This is a genomic window from Pseudomonas sp. I8001, assembly GCF_013385345.1.
In the GTDB taxonomy this organism is placed as follows: Bacteria; Pseudomonadota; Gammaproteobacteria; order Pseudomonadales; family Pseudomonadaceae; genus Aquipseudomonas.
This window is the reverse complement of the sequence record NZ_JACAQC010000024.1, coordinates 382,950-397,462: the sequence shown is the minus strand read 5'-3', so window position 1 is coordinate 397,462 and position 14,513 is coordinate 382,950. Positions and strand designations below refer to the sequence as shown.

The window sequence follows — 14,513 nt, the reverse complement described above, 5'->3', positions numbered from 1 at the left end:
GTCCAGTGATGGCATGGCTATCATGAGAAACATTCTCGTTAAAGGAGCTTCCCATGCAACTCGACAGTTCAACATTCCCCGTGGTGAAAATCGTGTTTGACGCCCCCAGCGACACCCCCCCGCAAGATACCTTTGGCGCATTCGAGGCCTTGTTGCTGCGCGAGGAACCCTTCGTCCTGCTGCACGAGAAAGCCGTGGATGAAAGCACTCACGAGCATTCACACGAAGAACGCAAACAGGCCTCGATCTGGATGAAGAAGCACAAGGTGGCCCTGCGTACTTTCGTCAAAGGCATGATCCAGGTGGAGCCCAGCGCAGCCAAGCGCCTGGCGCTCAAGCCGTTTGCCGTGATGTTCGGCAAGGCGTGGGGCTACCCGTTGCTGGTGGTGGAATCCACGGATCAGGCCTGGGCATTGGCGCGGGACGTGCTGGATACCCAGGTGTCGGATGTGGCGCACTATTGAGTGTGGGGCGCTGCCGTGCTGCCGCGTACTGTGAGTTCGAACGGCACTACAACCTGACGCTCCGACAGCGGCGTTTTCTCGATCAGTGCGATGAGCATCTCGACCGCCTTGCGGCCGAAGACTTCGGCAGGCTGGGCAATGGTGGTCAGCGGCGGGTCGCAGTAGGCGGCGAAGGGGATGTCATCAAAGCCCACCAGGGAAATATCCTGGGGCACGCGCAGGCCCTGTTGCTTGATGCGCTTCAAGGCGCCGATGGCCATTTCGTCGTTCTCGCAGAACAGCGCAGTGGGCCGCTTGGGCAGGGCGAGCATGTTGCCTGCGCCCTCGAAACCGGCGTGCAGGGTGAAGTCGCCGTGGCAGATAAGCGCCGGGTCGCGGGGGATGCCCGCCGCGAGCAAGGCATCTTCATAACCGGCCACGCGGTCACGGGTCAGTGGGCTGCTTTTCGGGCCTTTGATCAAGCCGATGCGGCGGTGGCCGAGGTCGATCAAGTGCTGGGTCATGGCCCGGGCGGCGCCACGGTTGTCGAGGCTGATGGTGGGGTGGCGACCGTCCTGGATCACCTCGCAGGCGTTCACCAGTGGCGGTGAGTCGCTGCAGTCGCTGAATGGGTCCGAGGCCCGCAACTGAATCACACCGTCGGCCTGATGGGCGTGGACCAGTTCGGCGAACTGTTTTTCGATTTCTGCCTGGCCCCGGGTGTCGCACAACAGCAATCGATAACCCGATGCCTGCGCCGCTTGCTGTGCACCGCTGATGACCCGGGCGAAAAACGTGTTGGCAATCGCCGGCACCAGGATCACCAGGTTGCCGGTGCGCCGCGAACGGAATTGCACCGCCATGCGGTTCGGCCGGTAGCCGGTCTGTTCCACGGCGGCGTTGACCTTGTCGCGGGTCTCGGGCAACACGCGTTCAGGGCTGGCCAGGGTCCTGGACACGGTGGCCACCGAGACCCCGGCCAGCCGGGCGACTTCACGAATATTGGACAAGACCACCTCGTTATCAGAACAGCAGCCTGCAAGTTTACCGCAGTCGGGGTTTGACACCGCGAGCAACCAGGCCTAAATTTCCGGCACGATGTAACCGGTTACATCATGATCGGTAATTGCCCATAAAGAGAAGACTTGCGATGACGGTTGCTGTGCAAAAAATAAGAATGGGCTTTGTTGGCGGCGGCGAAGGCGCCTTCATCGGCCAGGCTCACCGCCAGGCGGCGGGGCTGGATGGGTGTTATGAACTGGTGTGCGGTGCCTTCAGCCGTGAGCCCGAGAACAACCGGAGCACCGGCAATGCGCTGGGCCTGCCCGCGTCCCGCTGTTACAGCGAATGGCAGCAGATGCTCGCCGGCGAACAGGCACTCCCGGCCGAGCAGCGCATGCAGCTGCTGGTGATCGTCACCCCCAATCATCTGCATGCACCGATTGCGACCCAGGCGCTGCAGGCGGGCTTCCACGTGTTCAGCGAGAAGCCGGCCGCGCTCAATCTTGCTGAAGTGCAGGCGCTGGCAGACGTTGTCAAAAACAGTTCCGGGCTTTATGGGCTGGCACACACCTACCTGGGTTACCCGATGGTGTGGCAGGCCCGCGACATGGTGCGCAATGGCGTGATCGGCGCGTTGCGCAAAGTGATCGTCGAGTACCCACAAGGCTGGCTCAGCCAGGACGTGGCCGGGCAGGGCAATAAACAGGCGGACTGGCGCAGCCGGCCCGAACTCTCGGGACTGGGCGGCTGCATCGGCGACATCGGCACCCACGCCTTTTCCCTGGCCGAGTTCATCGCCGACCAACCGATCGAACAGCTTTGCGCGAGCCTGGGCATCCATGTACCCGGCCGGCAACTGGATGACGATGCCGCCATGCTGTTCAAGATGGCCTCCGGCGCCAGCGGCGTGCTGATCGCCAGCCAAGTGTGTGCCGGTGAAGAGAACCCGCTGAAGATCCGCCTTTATGGCGACAAGGGCGGCCTGGAATGGCGCCAGGAAGAACCCGCCAGTCTGATCCATCGTTCCCTCGACCAACCGCTGCGCATCCTGCGTTCCGGCGTCGGCCAGCCCTGGCTGTGCGACGCGGCATTGCAGCGCATGCGCCTGCCCGCCGGGCATCCCGAGGGTTACCTGGAAGCCATGGCCAACCTCTACCGCGACTTCGCCAAGGCCATTCGCCAGGGCACCGAGGCCGTTGGCGTACCCGGCATCGAAGTCGGCGTGCGCGGCATGGCCTTTATCGAAGCCGTGATCGCCAACCATCACGGCGACGCGAAGTGGACCACCCTGGCGAACCACCCATGAAGGAGATTACAGACATGCGCGGCCCAGGCATTTTTCTCGCCCAGTTCATCTCGGACGAAGCGCCTTTCGACACCCTGGCCAACATCGCCCAATGGGCGGCATCCCAGGGCTACAAGGCGATCCAGTTGCCCACACTCGGCACCCGCTACATTGACCTGGCCCGCGCTGCAGAAAGCCAGGCCTACTGCGATGAACTCAAGGCGACCTGCGCCCATGCGGGCGTCGAAATCAGCGAGCTATCGACCCACCTGCAGGGCCAACTTGTGGCCGTGCACCCGGCATTCGACACGCTGTTCGACGACTTCGCCCCGGCCCATCTGCGCGGCCAGCCCCAGGCACGGACCGAGTGGGCGATCGACCAATTGAAACTCGCCGCCCGCGCCAGCCAGCGCCTTGGCTTGACGGCCCACGCGACCTTCTCCGGCGCGCTGCTCTGGCCGTACATCTACCCCTGGCCACAACGCCCCAGCGGCCTGGTGGAGCAAGGCTTTGCCGAGTTGGCCAAGCGCTGGCTGCCGATTCTCGATTGCTTCGAGGCGGCCGGCGTCGACCTGTGCTACGAAATCCACCCCGGCGAAGACCTTCACGACGGCGCCTCTTTCGAGCGCTTCCTCGAAGCCGTCGACCACCATCCCCGGGCCAACATTCTCTACGACCCCAGCCACCTGCTGCTGCAGCAAATGGACTACCTGGGCTTCATCGACCGCTACCACGCGCGCATTCGCATGTTCCACGTCAAGGACGCCGAGTTTCGCCCCGACGCGCGCTCCGGCGTGTATGGCGGCTACCAAGGATGGGTCGACCGCCCTGGCCGTTTTCGCTCATTGGGCGATGGCCAGATCGACTTCAAATCGATCTTCAGCAAGCTCACCCAATACGACTTCAACGGTTGGGCCGTGCTGGAGTGGGAGTGCTGCCTGAAGGATGCGCAACAAGGCGCGGCAGAAGGGGCGGAGTTCATTCGCCAGCACATGATCCGCAAGACCAGCAAGGCATTCGATGACTTCGCCGGCGTGACATCCGACGAGCAATCCAACCGACGGCTGCTGGGCCTGCCCGACGCCTGAACAGCGCTTCTGACTCAAAATAACAATAAAACGGTGACCACAATGAAAGCGCGACTGAGCGTCATGATGTTCCTGCAATTCTTCATCTGGGGCGGCTGGTTCGTCACCCTCGGCACCTTCCTCGCCAGCAACCTGGGGGCCAGCGGCGGGCAGATCGGCATGGCGTTTTCCACCCAGTCGTGGGGGGCGATCATCGCCCCGTTTATCATCGGCCTGATCGCCGACCGCTACTTCAACGCCGAGCGCATCCTGGCGGTGCTGCACCTGATCGGCGCGGTGCTGCTGTACCAGCTGTACCGCGCGCCGGACTTCGTCGGCTTTTATCCCTACGTGCTGGCATACATGGTCATCTACATGCCGACCCTGGCACTGGTGAACTCGGTGGCCTTCCGGCAAATGAGCGACCCGGCCCAGGAGTTTTCGCGCATCCGTGTGTGGGGCACCCTGGGCTGGATTGTTGCGGGGCTGGTGATCAGCTTTGTGTTCGCCTGGGATTCGCAGCAGTCGATCACCACGGGCGCGTTGCGCAACACCTTCCTGATGTCTGCCATCGCGTCAGTGATGCTGGGTTTCTACAGCTTCACCTTGCCGCGTACCGCGCCCTTGAAAGCCGAGGCGGGCAAGGGTGATATCAAGCAACTGCTCGGGCTGGATGCGCTGGGGTTGCTCAAGGATCGCAGCTACCTGGTGTTCTTCATCGCCTCGATCCTGATCTGCATTCCCCTGGCGTTCTACTACCAGAACGCCAACCCGTTTCTCGCGGAAATCGGCGTGACCAACCCCACGGCAAAAATGGCCATTGGGCAAGTGTCCGAGGTGCTGTTCATGCTGCTATTGCCGCTGTTCATCCAGCGTTTTGGCATCAAGGTCGCCCTGTTGGTGGGCATGCTGGCGTGGGCGCTGCGCTATGCGCTGTTCGCCTACGGCAATAATGGCGAGCTGGCCTTCATGCTGTTTACCGGGATTGCGCTGCATGGCATCTGCTATGACTTCTTCTTTGTCTCGGGGCAGATCTACACCGACGCGAAAGCGCCGGAGCGCTTCAGGAGTTCGGCGCAGGGGCTGATTACCCTGGCTACGTACGGTGTGGGCATGTTGATTGGGTTCTGGGTGGCGGGGCAGGTGACCGACCACTATGTGGCGGCGGGTGGCAGCCATGACTGGCGCAGCATCTGGTTGTTTCCGGCGGGGTTTGCGCTGGTGATCTTTTTTTGTTTTTCGCTGGCGTTCAAGGGGCGGGAGCGGGTGGCGGGCTGACTGAGTACGATGTCAAGGCCAGCCAAAATCAAAGGTGGGAGCTGGCTTGCCTGCGATAGCATCGCCTCGGTGCAACTGATACATCGAGGTGTCTGCATCGCAGGCAAGCCAGCTCCCACACTGATTCTCTTTGCCTGTTTGAGCGTGTTGTTGGCTGGTGTGGAACTCAGGGTTTACCGGGGCTCTTGAACAGATCCAGCATCAGCAACAACGCACCCAGAGTGATCGCGATATCGGCGAGATTGAACACACCCGTATGCAGCGGGCCGACATTCACCACCAGATAATCGACGACATGGCCGTCGCGAAAGACCCGGTCAATCAGGTTCCCGGCGCCGCCCAGGGCAATCAGGAAAAGTGGTGCGGCCTTGCGCAGGGAATGGTTCCAGTTCGTCCAGGCCCAATAACCCGCCCAGCACACCACCGCGGCCACGCCGACGATAAAGATCAGTTGCTTGACCTGGGTTGGCAGGCTAGCGCCCAAGCTGAGGAACGCACCCGGGTTCAAGCTCAGCTCCAAGGCCATGTTGACCGGGCTTGAACCGAACCGGAACGTTGTGGCTTGAAGCGAAAACAGCGCCAGCAGTTTGATCAACTGGTCCACGGCGATAAACGCAATGCCCATCAGCACCGCAAAGCTTCGTCCTCTCAAGGCGTCCTGCTTCTTCAACGTTTCACTCCTTCATGTTTTTCGCCTGAGTCGGCGGCGGCCCGAAGATATAGCACGGCCTGCGCAGCGTCCATCTTTGCACCGGCAGCCTGCCTGGCCCCGGCGTTTCAGGTATCCTCCGCGCCCGCCAATCACTATTTTCCAAACCATGCCAGAACACAACATGCAGGCCCTGTTGGAGTCGATCCTCGACGAAGTCCGTCCACTGATCGGCCTCGGCAAGGTCGCCGACTACATCCCCGCACTCGCCGACGTGCCGGCCCAGCAACTGGGCATTGCCGTGTATGGCAATGACGGCTCGTCCTACTGCGCGGGTGATGCTCACACCTTGTTCTCCGTACAGAGCATCTCCAAGGTATTCAGCCTGGTGCAGGCCATCGACCATGGCGGCGAGAGCATCTGGGAACGCCTGGGCCACGAACCTTCGGGGCAGCCGTTCAACTCCATGGTGCAACTGGAGTTCGAGCGTGGGCGGCCACGCAACCCGTTTATCAACGCCGGTGCGCTGGTGATCTGCGACATCAACCAATCGCGCTTTGCCGTGCCGATTTTGTCCATGCGTGATTTTGTGCGGCGGCTGTCGGGCAATCCGCAGATTCTGGTTAACAGCGTGGTGGCCGAATCCGAAGCCCAGCACGGTGCGCGCAATGCGGCGATGGCGTACCTGATGAAGTCCTTCGGCAACTTCCACAATGACGTGGATGCAGTGCTGCACAGCTACTTCAACTATTGCGCATTGCAGATGAGCTGCCTGGACCTGGCCAAGGCATTTTGCTTCCTGGCGAATGAGGGGGTGTGCACCCACAGCGGCGAGCAGATTCTGACGGCGCGCCAGACCAAGCAAGTGAACTCGATCATGGCCACCAGCGGGCTGTATGACGAGGCGGGGAATTTTGCGTATCGCGTTGGCTTGCCGGGCAAGAGCGGGGTAGGCGGCGGGATTCTCGCGGTGGTGCCGGGGCAGTTTACGGTGTGCGTGTGGTCGCCGGAGTTGAATGCGGCAGGCAATTCGCTGGCGGGGATGAAGGCGTTGGAGTTGTTGAGCGAGCGGATCGGATGGTCGGTTTTTTGAAGAGACTTGATCGCTCCCACGCTCTGCGTGGGAGCGCAGCCCTGGACGCTCTGCGTCTGCCTTTGTGACGCGGAGCGTCACAGTCTGCACTCCCACGCGGAGCGTGGGAACGAGCTCAGCGCGGGCTGGTTTGCGCGCATCGATCCAGCGCTTTGTCGACCAGCATCTGCACACCTTCCAGCATCCGGCAAATGCCCAGCGCCACGTTGCGCTGGGTACCATCGACTTCGAAGGCCAGGTGAGCGGCGATGACATTGATCGACGCCAGGTCTTGCGAGGCATTGGCCAGCAAGGTTTCCGTGTCCAGGTCCGTACGCACGGTAAATAATCCATCGAACGGTAGCTCGGTGGGTTCAGGCGGTTGGGGTTGGGCGTCAGGTTTCAGATAGTGGTGAATGGCGCGGTAAGCGGCTTCTTGAAGCCGGTCGGTATGCGGTGGGGGATTTGGGCTGTCTTTAATCATGGTGAAGCTCCTTTGTGAATGGAGCTGCCACGATTCGCGGTCAAACGATTAGGGTGGCAGCTATACGCGGGTTGACCGACCGGCCCAAAGAACAAAACCGGCATACCCGAAGGTATCCCGCGTACAGCTGCCGCGACACAATACATCAGGCGTAAAAAAAACGCCCAAGATCGGTTTTGGCGCAGTTGTTCTATGGTTGCGGACGGTCAAATCCGGTCGCTGAATTGGCAGCGACTGCGGGAGGTTAGTCAGCCCGGGTCCGACCGACAACCTGAAACAGTTGTCGGAAAAATCCGAGCATGTCTCCCTCAGTCAGAGACGGTCCATGTCGCACAATCGTGTGGTCCAGGCCACCGCCAAGTCGGTGCTCCGGCTATTGATCGCTCCCACGCTCTGCGTGGGAGCGCAGCCCTGGACGCTCTGCGTCTGCCTTTGTGACGCGGAGCGTCACCGTAGGCATTCCCACGCGGAGCGTGGGAACGAGCTTAAAATCCGAGTGCGTCTCCCTGTCGAGGAGAGTGCTGCTACCATCGACGCAATCCCTCATCAGTCAGAGACAATCCATGTTGCCTAATCGCGTGGTCCAGGCCGCCGCCAAGTCGGTGCTGCAGCAGCTCGTTACGCGGATCACGCCACAGTCCACCGAAGCCTCCATCGCCGAAATGGCGACGCAGATGCTCGCGGATTCCGGCTATCCGCAGACCTGGTATTACGACTGCCCGGCCTTTGTATTGCTGGGTTCGCGCAGTGCGCTTTCGGTGTCGGGACGCGACTATCGGCCCAGTGATGAAGCCGTTGGTTTACACAATCTGATCACGGTGGATTTGAGCCCGAGAGCAGGCAATGTGTGGGGCGACTGTGCCCGCTCTTTCTATGTGGAGGAGGGCGTGTGCCGGGCGGTGCCGGTGGGGGCCGAGTTCAGCAGGGGTTATGAAGTCGAGCACCTGCTACACGCGATGATGCGCACATTCGCCCGGCCTGAAACCACGTTCAACGATCTCCACGCGTTCGCCAATGACCTGATCGCATCCGAGGGTTTCGAGAACCTCGATTTCGCCGGCAACGTCGGCCACAGCATCTGCGAGCAGCGTGACCAAAGGCTCTACATCGAGGCGGGCAATCATCGGCGCCTGGAGGAGGTGACGTGCTTTACCTTCGAGCCGCATGCTCGCGAGCGAGGCGGTCGCTGGGGCTACAAGCATGAAAATATCTATTTCTTCAGTGATGAGGGAAAGGTCTGCGAGCTTTGACGAAGGCGCCGGTCTCCTGAGGACACGCGGCGCCTTCGGTTTTTTCGCGAGCAAGCTCGCTCCTACAGGGAGAGGCGATCCAGCAGGCTGTACCACGCCACGCCCGCGCCGATGTAGAAGCGTTGCAAGCCATGCAGTGGCAACCGCTGCAAAGGCGTTACCGGGTAAGCGAAGTCGGAGCGGCTGTCACACAGGCGCCCGGCCAGTTGCTGGCCGAGGCTGGTGCACAAGGCAATCCCGCGCCCGTTGCAGCCCAGTGCCAGGGTCAGCCCCGGTGCAGGCTCGTGGACGTGGGGCATAAAGTCCCGGGTGATCGCGATCCGGCCCGCCCAGCGGTACTCGAAGTCCAGCTTGCCCAGCTGCGGAAACAGCAGTGCCAGCGAACGTTCCAGGTGCGCAAAATCCGCGGGCCCGGTGGGGTCGTTGAACAACCCGCGCCCGCCCATCAGCAGGCGGCCATGGGCATCCTTGCGAAAGTAAAGCAACAGGCGCTGTGCGGTTGAGACGGTTTCTTGCCCCGGCAAAATGCTCTCGGCCCCAGGCCCGCTCAAGGGCCGGGTGGCGACGATAAAACTGTTGGCCGCCAGCACACTCTGGGCCATGCCGGGCCACAAGTCGCCGCTGTAGCCGTTGGTGGCCAGTACCACCTGGCCGGCCGACACCTGCGCGCCGCTCGCGGTCTGCAACTTCCAGCCCGCGCCCGCCTGTTGCATCGCGGTCACTGCGCTCTGCCCATGAATGCGCACGCCCGCCGCCTGGGCTGCACGCACCAGGCCCCGAGCATAGGCCAAGGGTTGGATGGCGCCCGCGCGACCGTCCAGCCAGCCACCGGCAAACGCCTGGCTGCCCATGCGGGCGGACACCGCGCCGGCATCCAGGCGCTGCACCGGCACCCCGCGACGTGCCCACTGTTCGGCCCGGGCGTGCAGGCCCGCCACGCCTTTTTCGGAATAGGAAACCTGCATCCAGCCCTTGCGTGTGGGCGCACAGTCAATGCCATGGCGCTCGATAAGGTTGAACACCAGGTCGGCAGAGTTGGACACGGTGTTGATCAGTGGCTCGGCGCGCTCGGCACCGTACATCTGCACCAGTTGATCCGGGTCGTATTTGAGTGTCGGGTTGACCTGCCCGCCATTGCGCCCGGACGCGCCCCAGCCAGGCTCGTTGGCCTCCAGCACGCACACGCTGACGCCGCGCTCCGCCAGGTGCAGCGCCGTGGACAAGCCGGTATACCCGGCGCCGACGATGGCCACGTCCACCTTTAATGACTCAGCCAACGCGGGTGTTTGCGGTGCAGCGGGCGCCGTCGCGGCCCAGAGTGACTTCATGGCAGGCTCCGGGTGTTGGCCGTCGGGTGCAGCACGCGGCGCAGGAAGTCCTGGGTGCGCGGTTGTTGCGGGTTGCCCAGCACCTGCTCGGCCGGCCCGCTCTCCACGATGTAGCCGCCGTGCAGGAAGCACACGCGGTCGGCCACTTCCCGGGCAAAGCCCATTTCGTGGGTCACCACGATCATGGTCATGCCTTCGTCCGCGAGGGTGCGCATCACCTCCAGCACATCGCCCACCAGTTCCGGGTCGAGGGCCGAAGTGGGTTCGTCGAACAGCATGGCGTCGGGTTTCATCGCCAGTGCGCGGGCGATGGCCACCCGCTGTTGCTGGCCGCCGGAGAGTTGTTCCGGGTAGGCATCGGCCTTGGCCGACAGGCCGACTTTATCCAGCAGCGCCAAGGCTTCTTCCCGGGCCTGTTGCAGCGGTTCGCCCTTGACGTACACCGGGCCTTCCATCACGTTTTCCAGCACGGTGCGATGGGGGAACAGGTTGAAGCGCTGGAACACCATGCCCATGCGGCTGCGCAGGGCGTGTACGGTCTTGCTGCCACGTTGCACGGTTTCGCCGAACACGTTGATGGTGCCGCCATCGTAGGCTTCCAGGGCGTTGATGCAGCGCAGCAAGGTGGATTTGCCCGAGCCGGACGGGCCGATCAGGCACACCACTTCGCCCTTGGCCACGTCCAGGTCGACGCCGTGCAGCACGCGATGGGTGCCGTAGTGCTTTTGCAGTTGGCGAATCTCGATCATGCTTTTTTCCTCCGGCCCAGGTGCTGTTCCATGCGGCGCAGGCCATACACCAGCGGCAGGCTCATCAGCAGGTAGAGCAGGGCGACCAGGGTGTAGACGGTCATGTTCTGGAAGGTGGACGAGGCGATCAGTTGGCCCTGGCGCGTCATCTCGGCCACGGTGATGGTCGACACCAGCGATGAGTCCTTGAGCATCATCACCAGGGTGTTGCCGTAGGGCGGCAAGGCGATGCGAAACGCCTGGGGCAGGATCACCCGGCGCATCATCAGCACCGAGCGCATGCCCAGGGCTTCGGCGGCTTCACGCTGGCCCTGTTCGACGGCGATGATGCCGGTACGGAAGTTCTCCGCCTGGTACGCCGAGTAGGCGATGCCCATGCCGATCACACCCGCCTGGAATGCACTGAGGTGCACGCCCATGTCCGGCAACACGAAGTAGATGTAGAACAGCTGCACGATGATCGGCAGGCCGCGAATCACATTGATCACGGTGCTCGCCGCCCACGACAGCGCCTTGATCGGCGACAGTTTGAGCAGCGCCAGCACCAGGCCGATAGCGCTGCTGAGCAGGAACGACAGCACGGTGATCTGGATCGTCACCCAGGCGCCTTGCAGCAGGATCGGCAGGAAGTCCTGGGCGTTTTGCAGGAATTCAGCCGGGTTCATGGCTGCACCTGGGCATCAAGCCCCCACTTCTTCAGGATCGCGTCCAGGGTGCCGTCGGCCTTGATGCTGGCGATGGCCTGGTTCAGGCGTGCGAGGGTTTCGCTGTCGCCTTTGCGCACCACCAGGCACACCTCGCCGACGTTGACCGGCTTGTAGTCGGCGGCGAGCTTCACGCGCTTGAACAGCTTCTGGCGGATCTGGTACGCCACCACCGGCTGGTCACCCACGGCGGCCTTGATGCGGCCCAGGCTCAGGTCGCGGACCATTTCGCCGATGGAGTCGTAGGTGCGGATTTCCTTGAAGATCCCCAGCTTGTTGAGCATGTCGTAGAAGATCGTGCCGGCTTGTACACCCACTACCTGGTCCTTCAAGGAACTGAGGTCGGTATAGGTCGCGTTGTCGTCGGCACTCACGATCAGGCCTTCACCGTAGGCGTACACCGGCGCGCTGAAGTCCACCACCTGGGCACGCTCCGGGGTCTTGAGCATGCCGGCGGCGATCAAGTCGAGCTTGCCCGAGGTGAGGGACGGGATCAGCGCGGCAAAGTTGGTCTGCTCGATTTCGCTGGTGAAACCACCGGCCTTGCCCACTGCGTTGGCGACGTCGACCATCACGCCCTGGATGCTGTTGCTCTTGATGTCGAGGAAGGTGAACGGCGAACCGCTGGCCGTTGCACCGACTTTGTACGAGGCTGCACCGGCGGCGTGCACGGTGGCCACGCAAAAGGTGGCGCAAAGACCGAAGGCGAGGCGGCGAAACAAGGGCGAAAGACTGTTCATCGGGTTACTCCAGAAGGAAAACGGATCGTCAGTACCGCGAGCGGTTACCAAGCAAACCGCAAGCTCTGTGCCATTTCGATTAAACAAAATCGTTTTGCGCTATGGAAATTAAACAAAATGAACCATTCGTATCGGTATGCGATTTTTAGTGGTCGAATTTCGCGATTTCGTGTAGAAATATCGCCACGCTTGATCGACCTGACCGCGAGTTCGCCATGTCCGAAGAACGCAACAGCTTGCACAACCAATCCCTGGAAAAAGGCCTGTCGGTGCTCAAGGCATTCAGCGCCCAGCGCCGCAGCATGAGCCTTGCAGAGGTGGCCGAGGCCGCCGGCATGACCAAAAGCTCGGCCCAGCGCATGGTGTTTACCCTCGAGAGCCTGGGTTACCTTCGGAAACACTCGCGCACCCGTCATTACCAACTCACACCACGGGTGCTGGAGTTGGGCTTCAGTTATCTGGATGCGCATTCGCTGATTGAAGTGGCCAACCCGTTCCTCTCGGAATTGACCCGCCTGACGGGAGAAACCTCGTGCCTGACCGAGCCTGCGGGTTACGACATGACGTATATCGCGCGGTTTGTCAGCTCCGGCTTCGTGCCGGTACACATGCCGATTGGCTCGCGGGTGCCGATGTATTGCACGGCGTCGGGCCGGGCGTATCTGAGTGCGTTGCCGCAGGATGAGGCGCTGGCATTGATCGAGCACAGCCAGCGGGTGGCGCATACCAGCCAGACGTTGACTGAGGTCGACAGGATCATGGAGTCGTTGCAGCAGGTGCGCGAGCAGGGCTATGCGGTGAATGGCCAGGAACTGTTCCTGGGGGACATGACCATCGGCGCGCCGGTGCTGGGGGCGAATGGCCGGCCAGTGGCGGCGGTGCATGTGGTGGCGCCCACCAGTCGGTGGAGCCGGGCGGATGCGGAGAAGCAGTTGGCGCCGGCGTTGTTGCAGTGCTCAAGGGCGTTGAGCAATTCGGCGCGTAACCTGGAGTAACCCGCTCTCAAGAACACAGCAAATCCAAAATGTGGGAGCGGGCTTGCTCGCGAATGCGGTGTATCAGTCGCCAGATGCAGTGACTGGCACACCGCATTCGCGAGCAAGCCCGCTCCCACATTTTGATCTTCATTGTTCTTTGATATTTATGTGAGCCCCAACAAAAAATGCGCCCCTGAGGGCGCATTTTTTTGTTCGGTCAACTATCGCCTGTCAGGCAATCGCATCCCAGGCACGGTCACCGTTCTCGTCTTTGATCCGAGTCGGCAAGCCCATCACGTCCAGCGCCTTCAGGAACGGCTCAGCCGGCAGTTCCTCGACGTTGGCCATGTGCTTCACGTCCCACTCCCCACGGGCAACCAGCAGCGCTGCGGCTACAGGCGGTACGCCGGCGGTGTAGGAGATGCCCTGGCTGTCGGTCTCGGCGAAGGCTTCTTCGTGGCAGGCCACGTTGTAGATGAACAGCTCGCGTGGCTGGCCATCCTTGGTGCCCTTGACCAGGTCGCCGATGCAGGTCTTGCCGGTGTAGCCAGGCGCCAGCGACGACGGGTCGGGCAGCACGGCCTTGACCAGTTTCAGCGGCACGACTTCCAGGCCTTCGGCGGTGGTGACCGGTTTTTCGGAGAGCAGGCCGAGGTTTTTCAGCACGGTGAACACGTTGATGTAGTGTTCGCCGAAGCTCATCCAGAAACGCACATTGGGCACGTCGAGGTTTTTCGACAGCGAGTGCACTTCATCGTGGCCGGTCAGGTACAGGTTCTGCGAACCGACCACAGGCAGGTCGTCGGTGCGTTTGACTTCGAACATGGTGTTGCTGGTCCACTGGCTGTTCTGCCAGCTCCACACCTGTCCGGTGAATTCGCGGAAGTTGATTTCCGGGTCGAAATTGGTGGCGAAATATTTGCCATGGGAGCCGGCATTGACGTCGAGAATGTCGATCGAATCAATGCGGTCGAAATGCTTTTGTTGCGCCAGCGCTGCATAAGCGTTGACCACACCCGGGTCGAAGCCCACGCCAAGGATGGCCGTGATGTTCTTCTGTTTGCACTCTTCCAGGTGGTTCCATTCGTAGTTGCCGTACCACGGCGGGGTCTCGCAGACCTTGCCCGGCTCTTCGTGGATGGCGGTGTCGAGGTACGCCACGCCGGTGTCGATGCAGGCACGCAATACCGACATGTTGAGGAACGCGGAACCGACGTTGATGACGATCTGCGATTCAGTCTCGCGGATCAGTGCCTTGGTCGCTTCCACGTCCAAAGCGTTCAGCGCGAAGGCCTGGATGTCGGCGGGTACCTTGAGGCTACCCTTGGCCTTGACGCTGTCGATGATGGCCTGGCATTTGGAGATGTTGCGCGACGCGATAGCAATACGACCGAGTTCGTCGTTGTGCTGCGCGCACTTGTGGGCCACCACCTTGGCGACACCTCCTGCACCAATGATAAGAACGTTCTTTTTCAATTGCTTTAT

15 protein-coding genes are annotated in these 14,513 nt (G+C 61.8%); 7 read left to right on the top strand and 8 right to left on the bottom strand.

What is annotated here, in order from left to right; all coding sequences use genetic code 11:
- Positions 1-53 precede the first annotated feature (53 nt).
- On the top strand, positions 54-464 hold the full coding sequence (locus HX839_RS18595) for a hypothetical protein (protein ID WP_177067513.1): 411 nt from the start codon (positions 54-56) through the stop codon (positions 462-464).
- On the opposite strand, the gene HX839_RS18590 is transcribed toward HX839_RS18595, so the two are convergent.
- Complete coding sequence (locus tag HX839_RS18590; protein WP_177019930.1) at positions 458-1,453, bottom strand: LacI family DNA-binding transcriptional regulator; 996 nt, start codon at positions 1,451-1,453, stop codon at positions 458-460. The genes HX839_RS18595 and HX839_RS18590 overlap by 7 nt on opposite strands.
- A gap of 167 nt (positions 1,454-1,620) precedes the next feature.
- Between HX839_RS18590 and HX839_RS18585 the strand changes: the two genes are divergently transcribed.
- The 3 genes from HX839_RS18585 to HX839_RS18575 are packed head-to-tail and all read left to right on the top strand — an operon-like array spanning position 1,621 to position 5,075.
- Complete coding sequence (locus tag HX839_RS18585) at positions 1,621-2,751, top strand: Gfo/Idh/MocA family protein (protein ID WP_177067527.1); 1,131 nt, start codon at positions 1,621-1,623, stop codon at positions 2,749-2,751.
- A 14-nt stretch (positions 2,752-2,765) separates the two neighbouring features.
- Positions 2,766-3,818: a sugar phosphate isomerase/epimerase gene (locus HX839_RS18580; protein ID WP_008435420.1), complete on the top strand. Its 1,053-nt coding sequence runs from the start codon at positions 2,766-2,768 to the stop codon at positions 3,816-3,818.
- A 42-nt stretch (positions 3,819-3,860) separates the two neighbouring features.
- Entirely contained in the window at positions 3,861-5,075 is a 1,215-nt protein-coding gene (locus tag HX839_RS18575; RefSeq protein ID WP_134326356.1) for a nucleoside permease, read from the top strand.
- A 166-nt stretch (positions 5,076-5,241) separates the two neighbouring features.
- Here HX839_RS18575 and HX839_RS18570 read toward each other — a convergent pair whose 3' ends face one another.
- On the bottom strand, positions 5,242-5,700 hold the full coding sequence (locus tag HX839_RS18570; protein ID WP_177045053.1) for a signal peptidase II: 459 nt from the start codon (positions 5,698-5,700) through the stop codon (positions 5,242-5,244).
- A gap of 208 nt (positions 5,701-5,908) precedes the next feature.
- Here HX839_RS18570 and glsB point away from each other — a divergent pair, with 208 nt between their 5' ends.
- A complete protein-coding gene (gene glsB, locus HX839_RS18565) occupies positions 5,909-6,817 on the top strand; it encodes a glutaminase B (RefSeq protein ID WP_003211397.1) in 909 nt (302 codons plus the stop codon).
- A gap of 115 nt (positions 6,818-6,932) precedes the next feature.
- Here glsB and HX839_RS18560 read toward each other — a convergent pair whose 3' ends face one another.
- Positions 6,933-7,280 carry a DUF6124 family protein gene (locus HX839_RS18560; protein ID WP_003211399.1) on the bottom strand — a complete coding sequence of 116 codons (348 nt, stop codon included), beginning with the start codon at positions 7,278-7,280 and terminating at the stop codon, positions 6,933-6,935.
- Between the two features lie 563 nt (positions 7,281-7,843).
- Between HX839_RS18560 and HX839_RS18555 the strand changes: the two genes are divergently transcribed.
- Positions 7,844-8,530: a M24 family metallopeptidase gene (locus HX839_RS18555; RefSeq protein ID WP_087694233.1), complete on the top strand. Its 687-nt coding sequence runs from the start codon at positions 7,844-7,846 to the stop codon at positions 8,528-8,530.
- A gap of 62 nt (positions 8,531-8,592) precedes the next feature.
- Here the strand turns inward: HX839_RS18555 and HX839_RS18550 are convergent, their stop codons facing one another.
- Genes HX839_RS18550 through HX839_RS18535 form a run of 4 tightly spaced genes read right to left on the bottom strand, consistent with a single transcriptional unit; the run spans position 8,593 to position 12,051 of the window.
- A complete protein-coding gene (locus tag HX839_RS18550; protein WP_134326358.1) occupies positions 8,593-9,858 on the bottom strand; it encodes an FAD-binding oxidoreductase in 1,266 nt (421 codons plus the stop codon).
- A complete protein-coding gene (locus tag HX839_RS18545; protein WP_087694235.1) occupies positions 9,855-10,607 on the bottom strand; it encodes an amino acid ABC transporter ATP-binding protein in 753 nt (250 codons plus the stop codon). Before HX839_RS18545 ends, HX839_RS18550 begins: the two co-directional genes overlap by 4 nt.
- Positions 10,604-11,272: an ectoine/hydroxyectoine ABC transporter permease subunit EhuD gene (ehuD, locus tag HX839_RS18540; RefSeq protein ID WP_008435412.1), complete on the bottom strand. Its 669-nt coding sequence runs from the start codon at positions 11,270-11,272 to the stop codon at positions 10,604-10,606. The genes HX839_RS18545 and ehuD overlap by 4 nt, the downstream gene beginning before the upstream one ends.
- Positions 11,269-12,051 carry an ABC transporter substrate-binding protein gene (locus HX839_RS18535; protein WP_177067512.1) on the bottom strand — a complete coding sequence of 261 codons (783 nt, stop codon included), beginning with the start codon at positions 12,049-12,051 and terminating at the stop codon, positions 11,269-11,271. Before HX839_RS18535 ends, ehuD begins: the two co-directional genes overlap by 4 nt.
- Before the next feature lie 215 nt (positions 12,052-12,266).
- On the opposite strand from HX839_RS18535, the gene HX839_RS18530 reads away from it, so the two are divergent.
- Positions 12,267-13,046, top strand: a complete 780-nt coding sequence (locus tag HX839_RS18530) for an IclR family transcriptional regulator (protein ID WP_008435411.1) — start codon at positions 12,267-12,269, stop codon at positions 13,044-13,046.
- Positions 13,047-13,259: 213 nt separating this feature from the next.
- Here the strand turns inward: HX839_RS18530 and HX839_RS18525 are convergent, their stop codons facing one another.
- Positions 13,260-14,504 carry a saccharopine dehydrogenase family protein gene (locus HX839_RS18525; protein ID WP_003211412.1) on the bottom strand — a complete coding sequence of 415 codons (1,245 nt, stop codon included), beginning with the start codon at positions 14,502-14,504 and terminating at the stop codon, positions 13,260-13,262.
- Positions 14,505-14,513 lie beyond the last annotated feature (9 nt).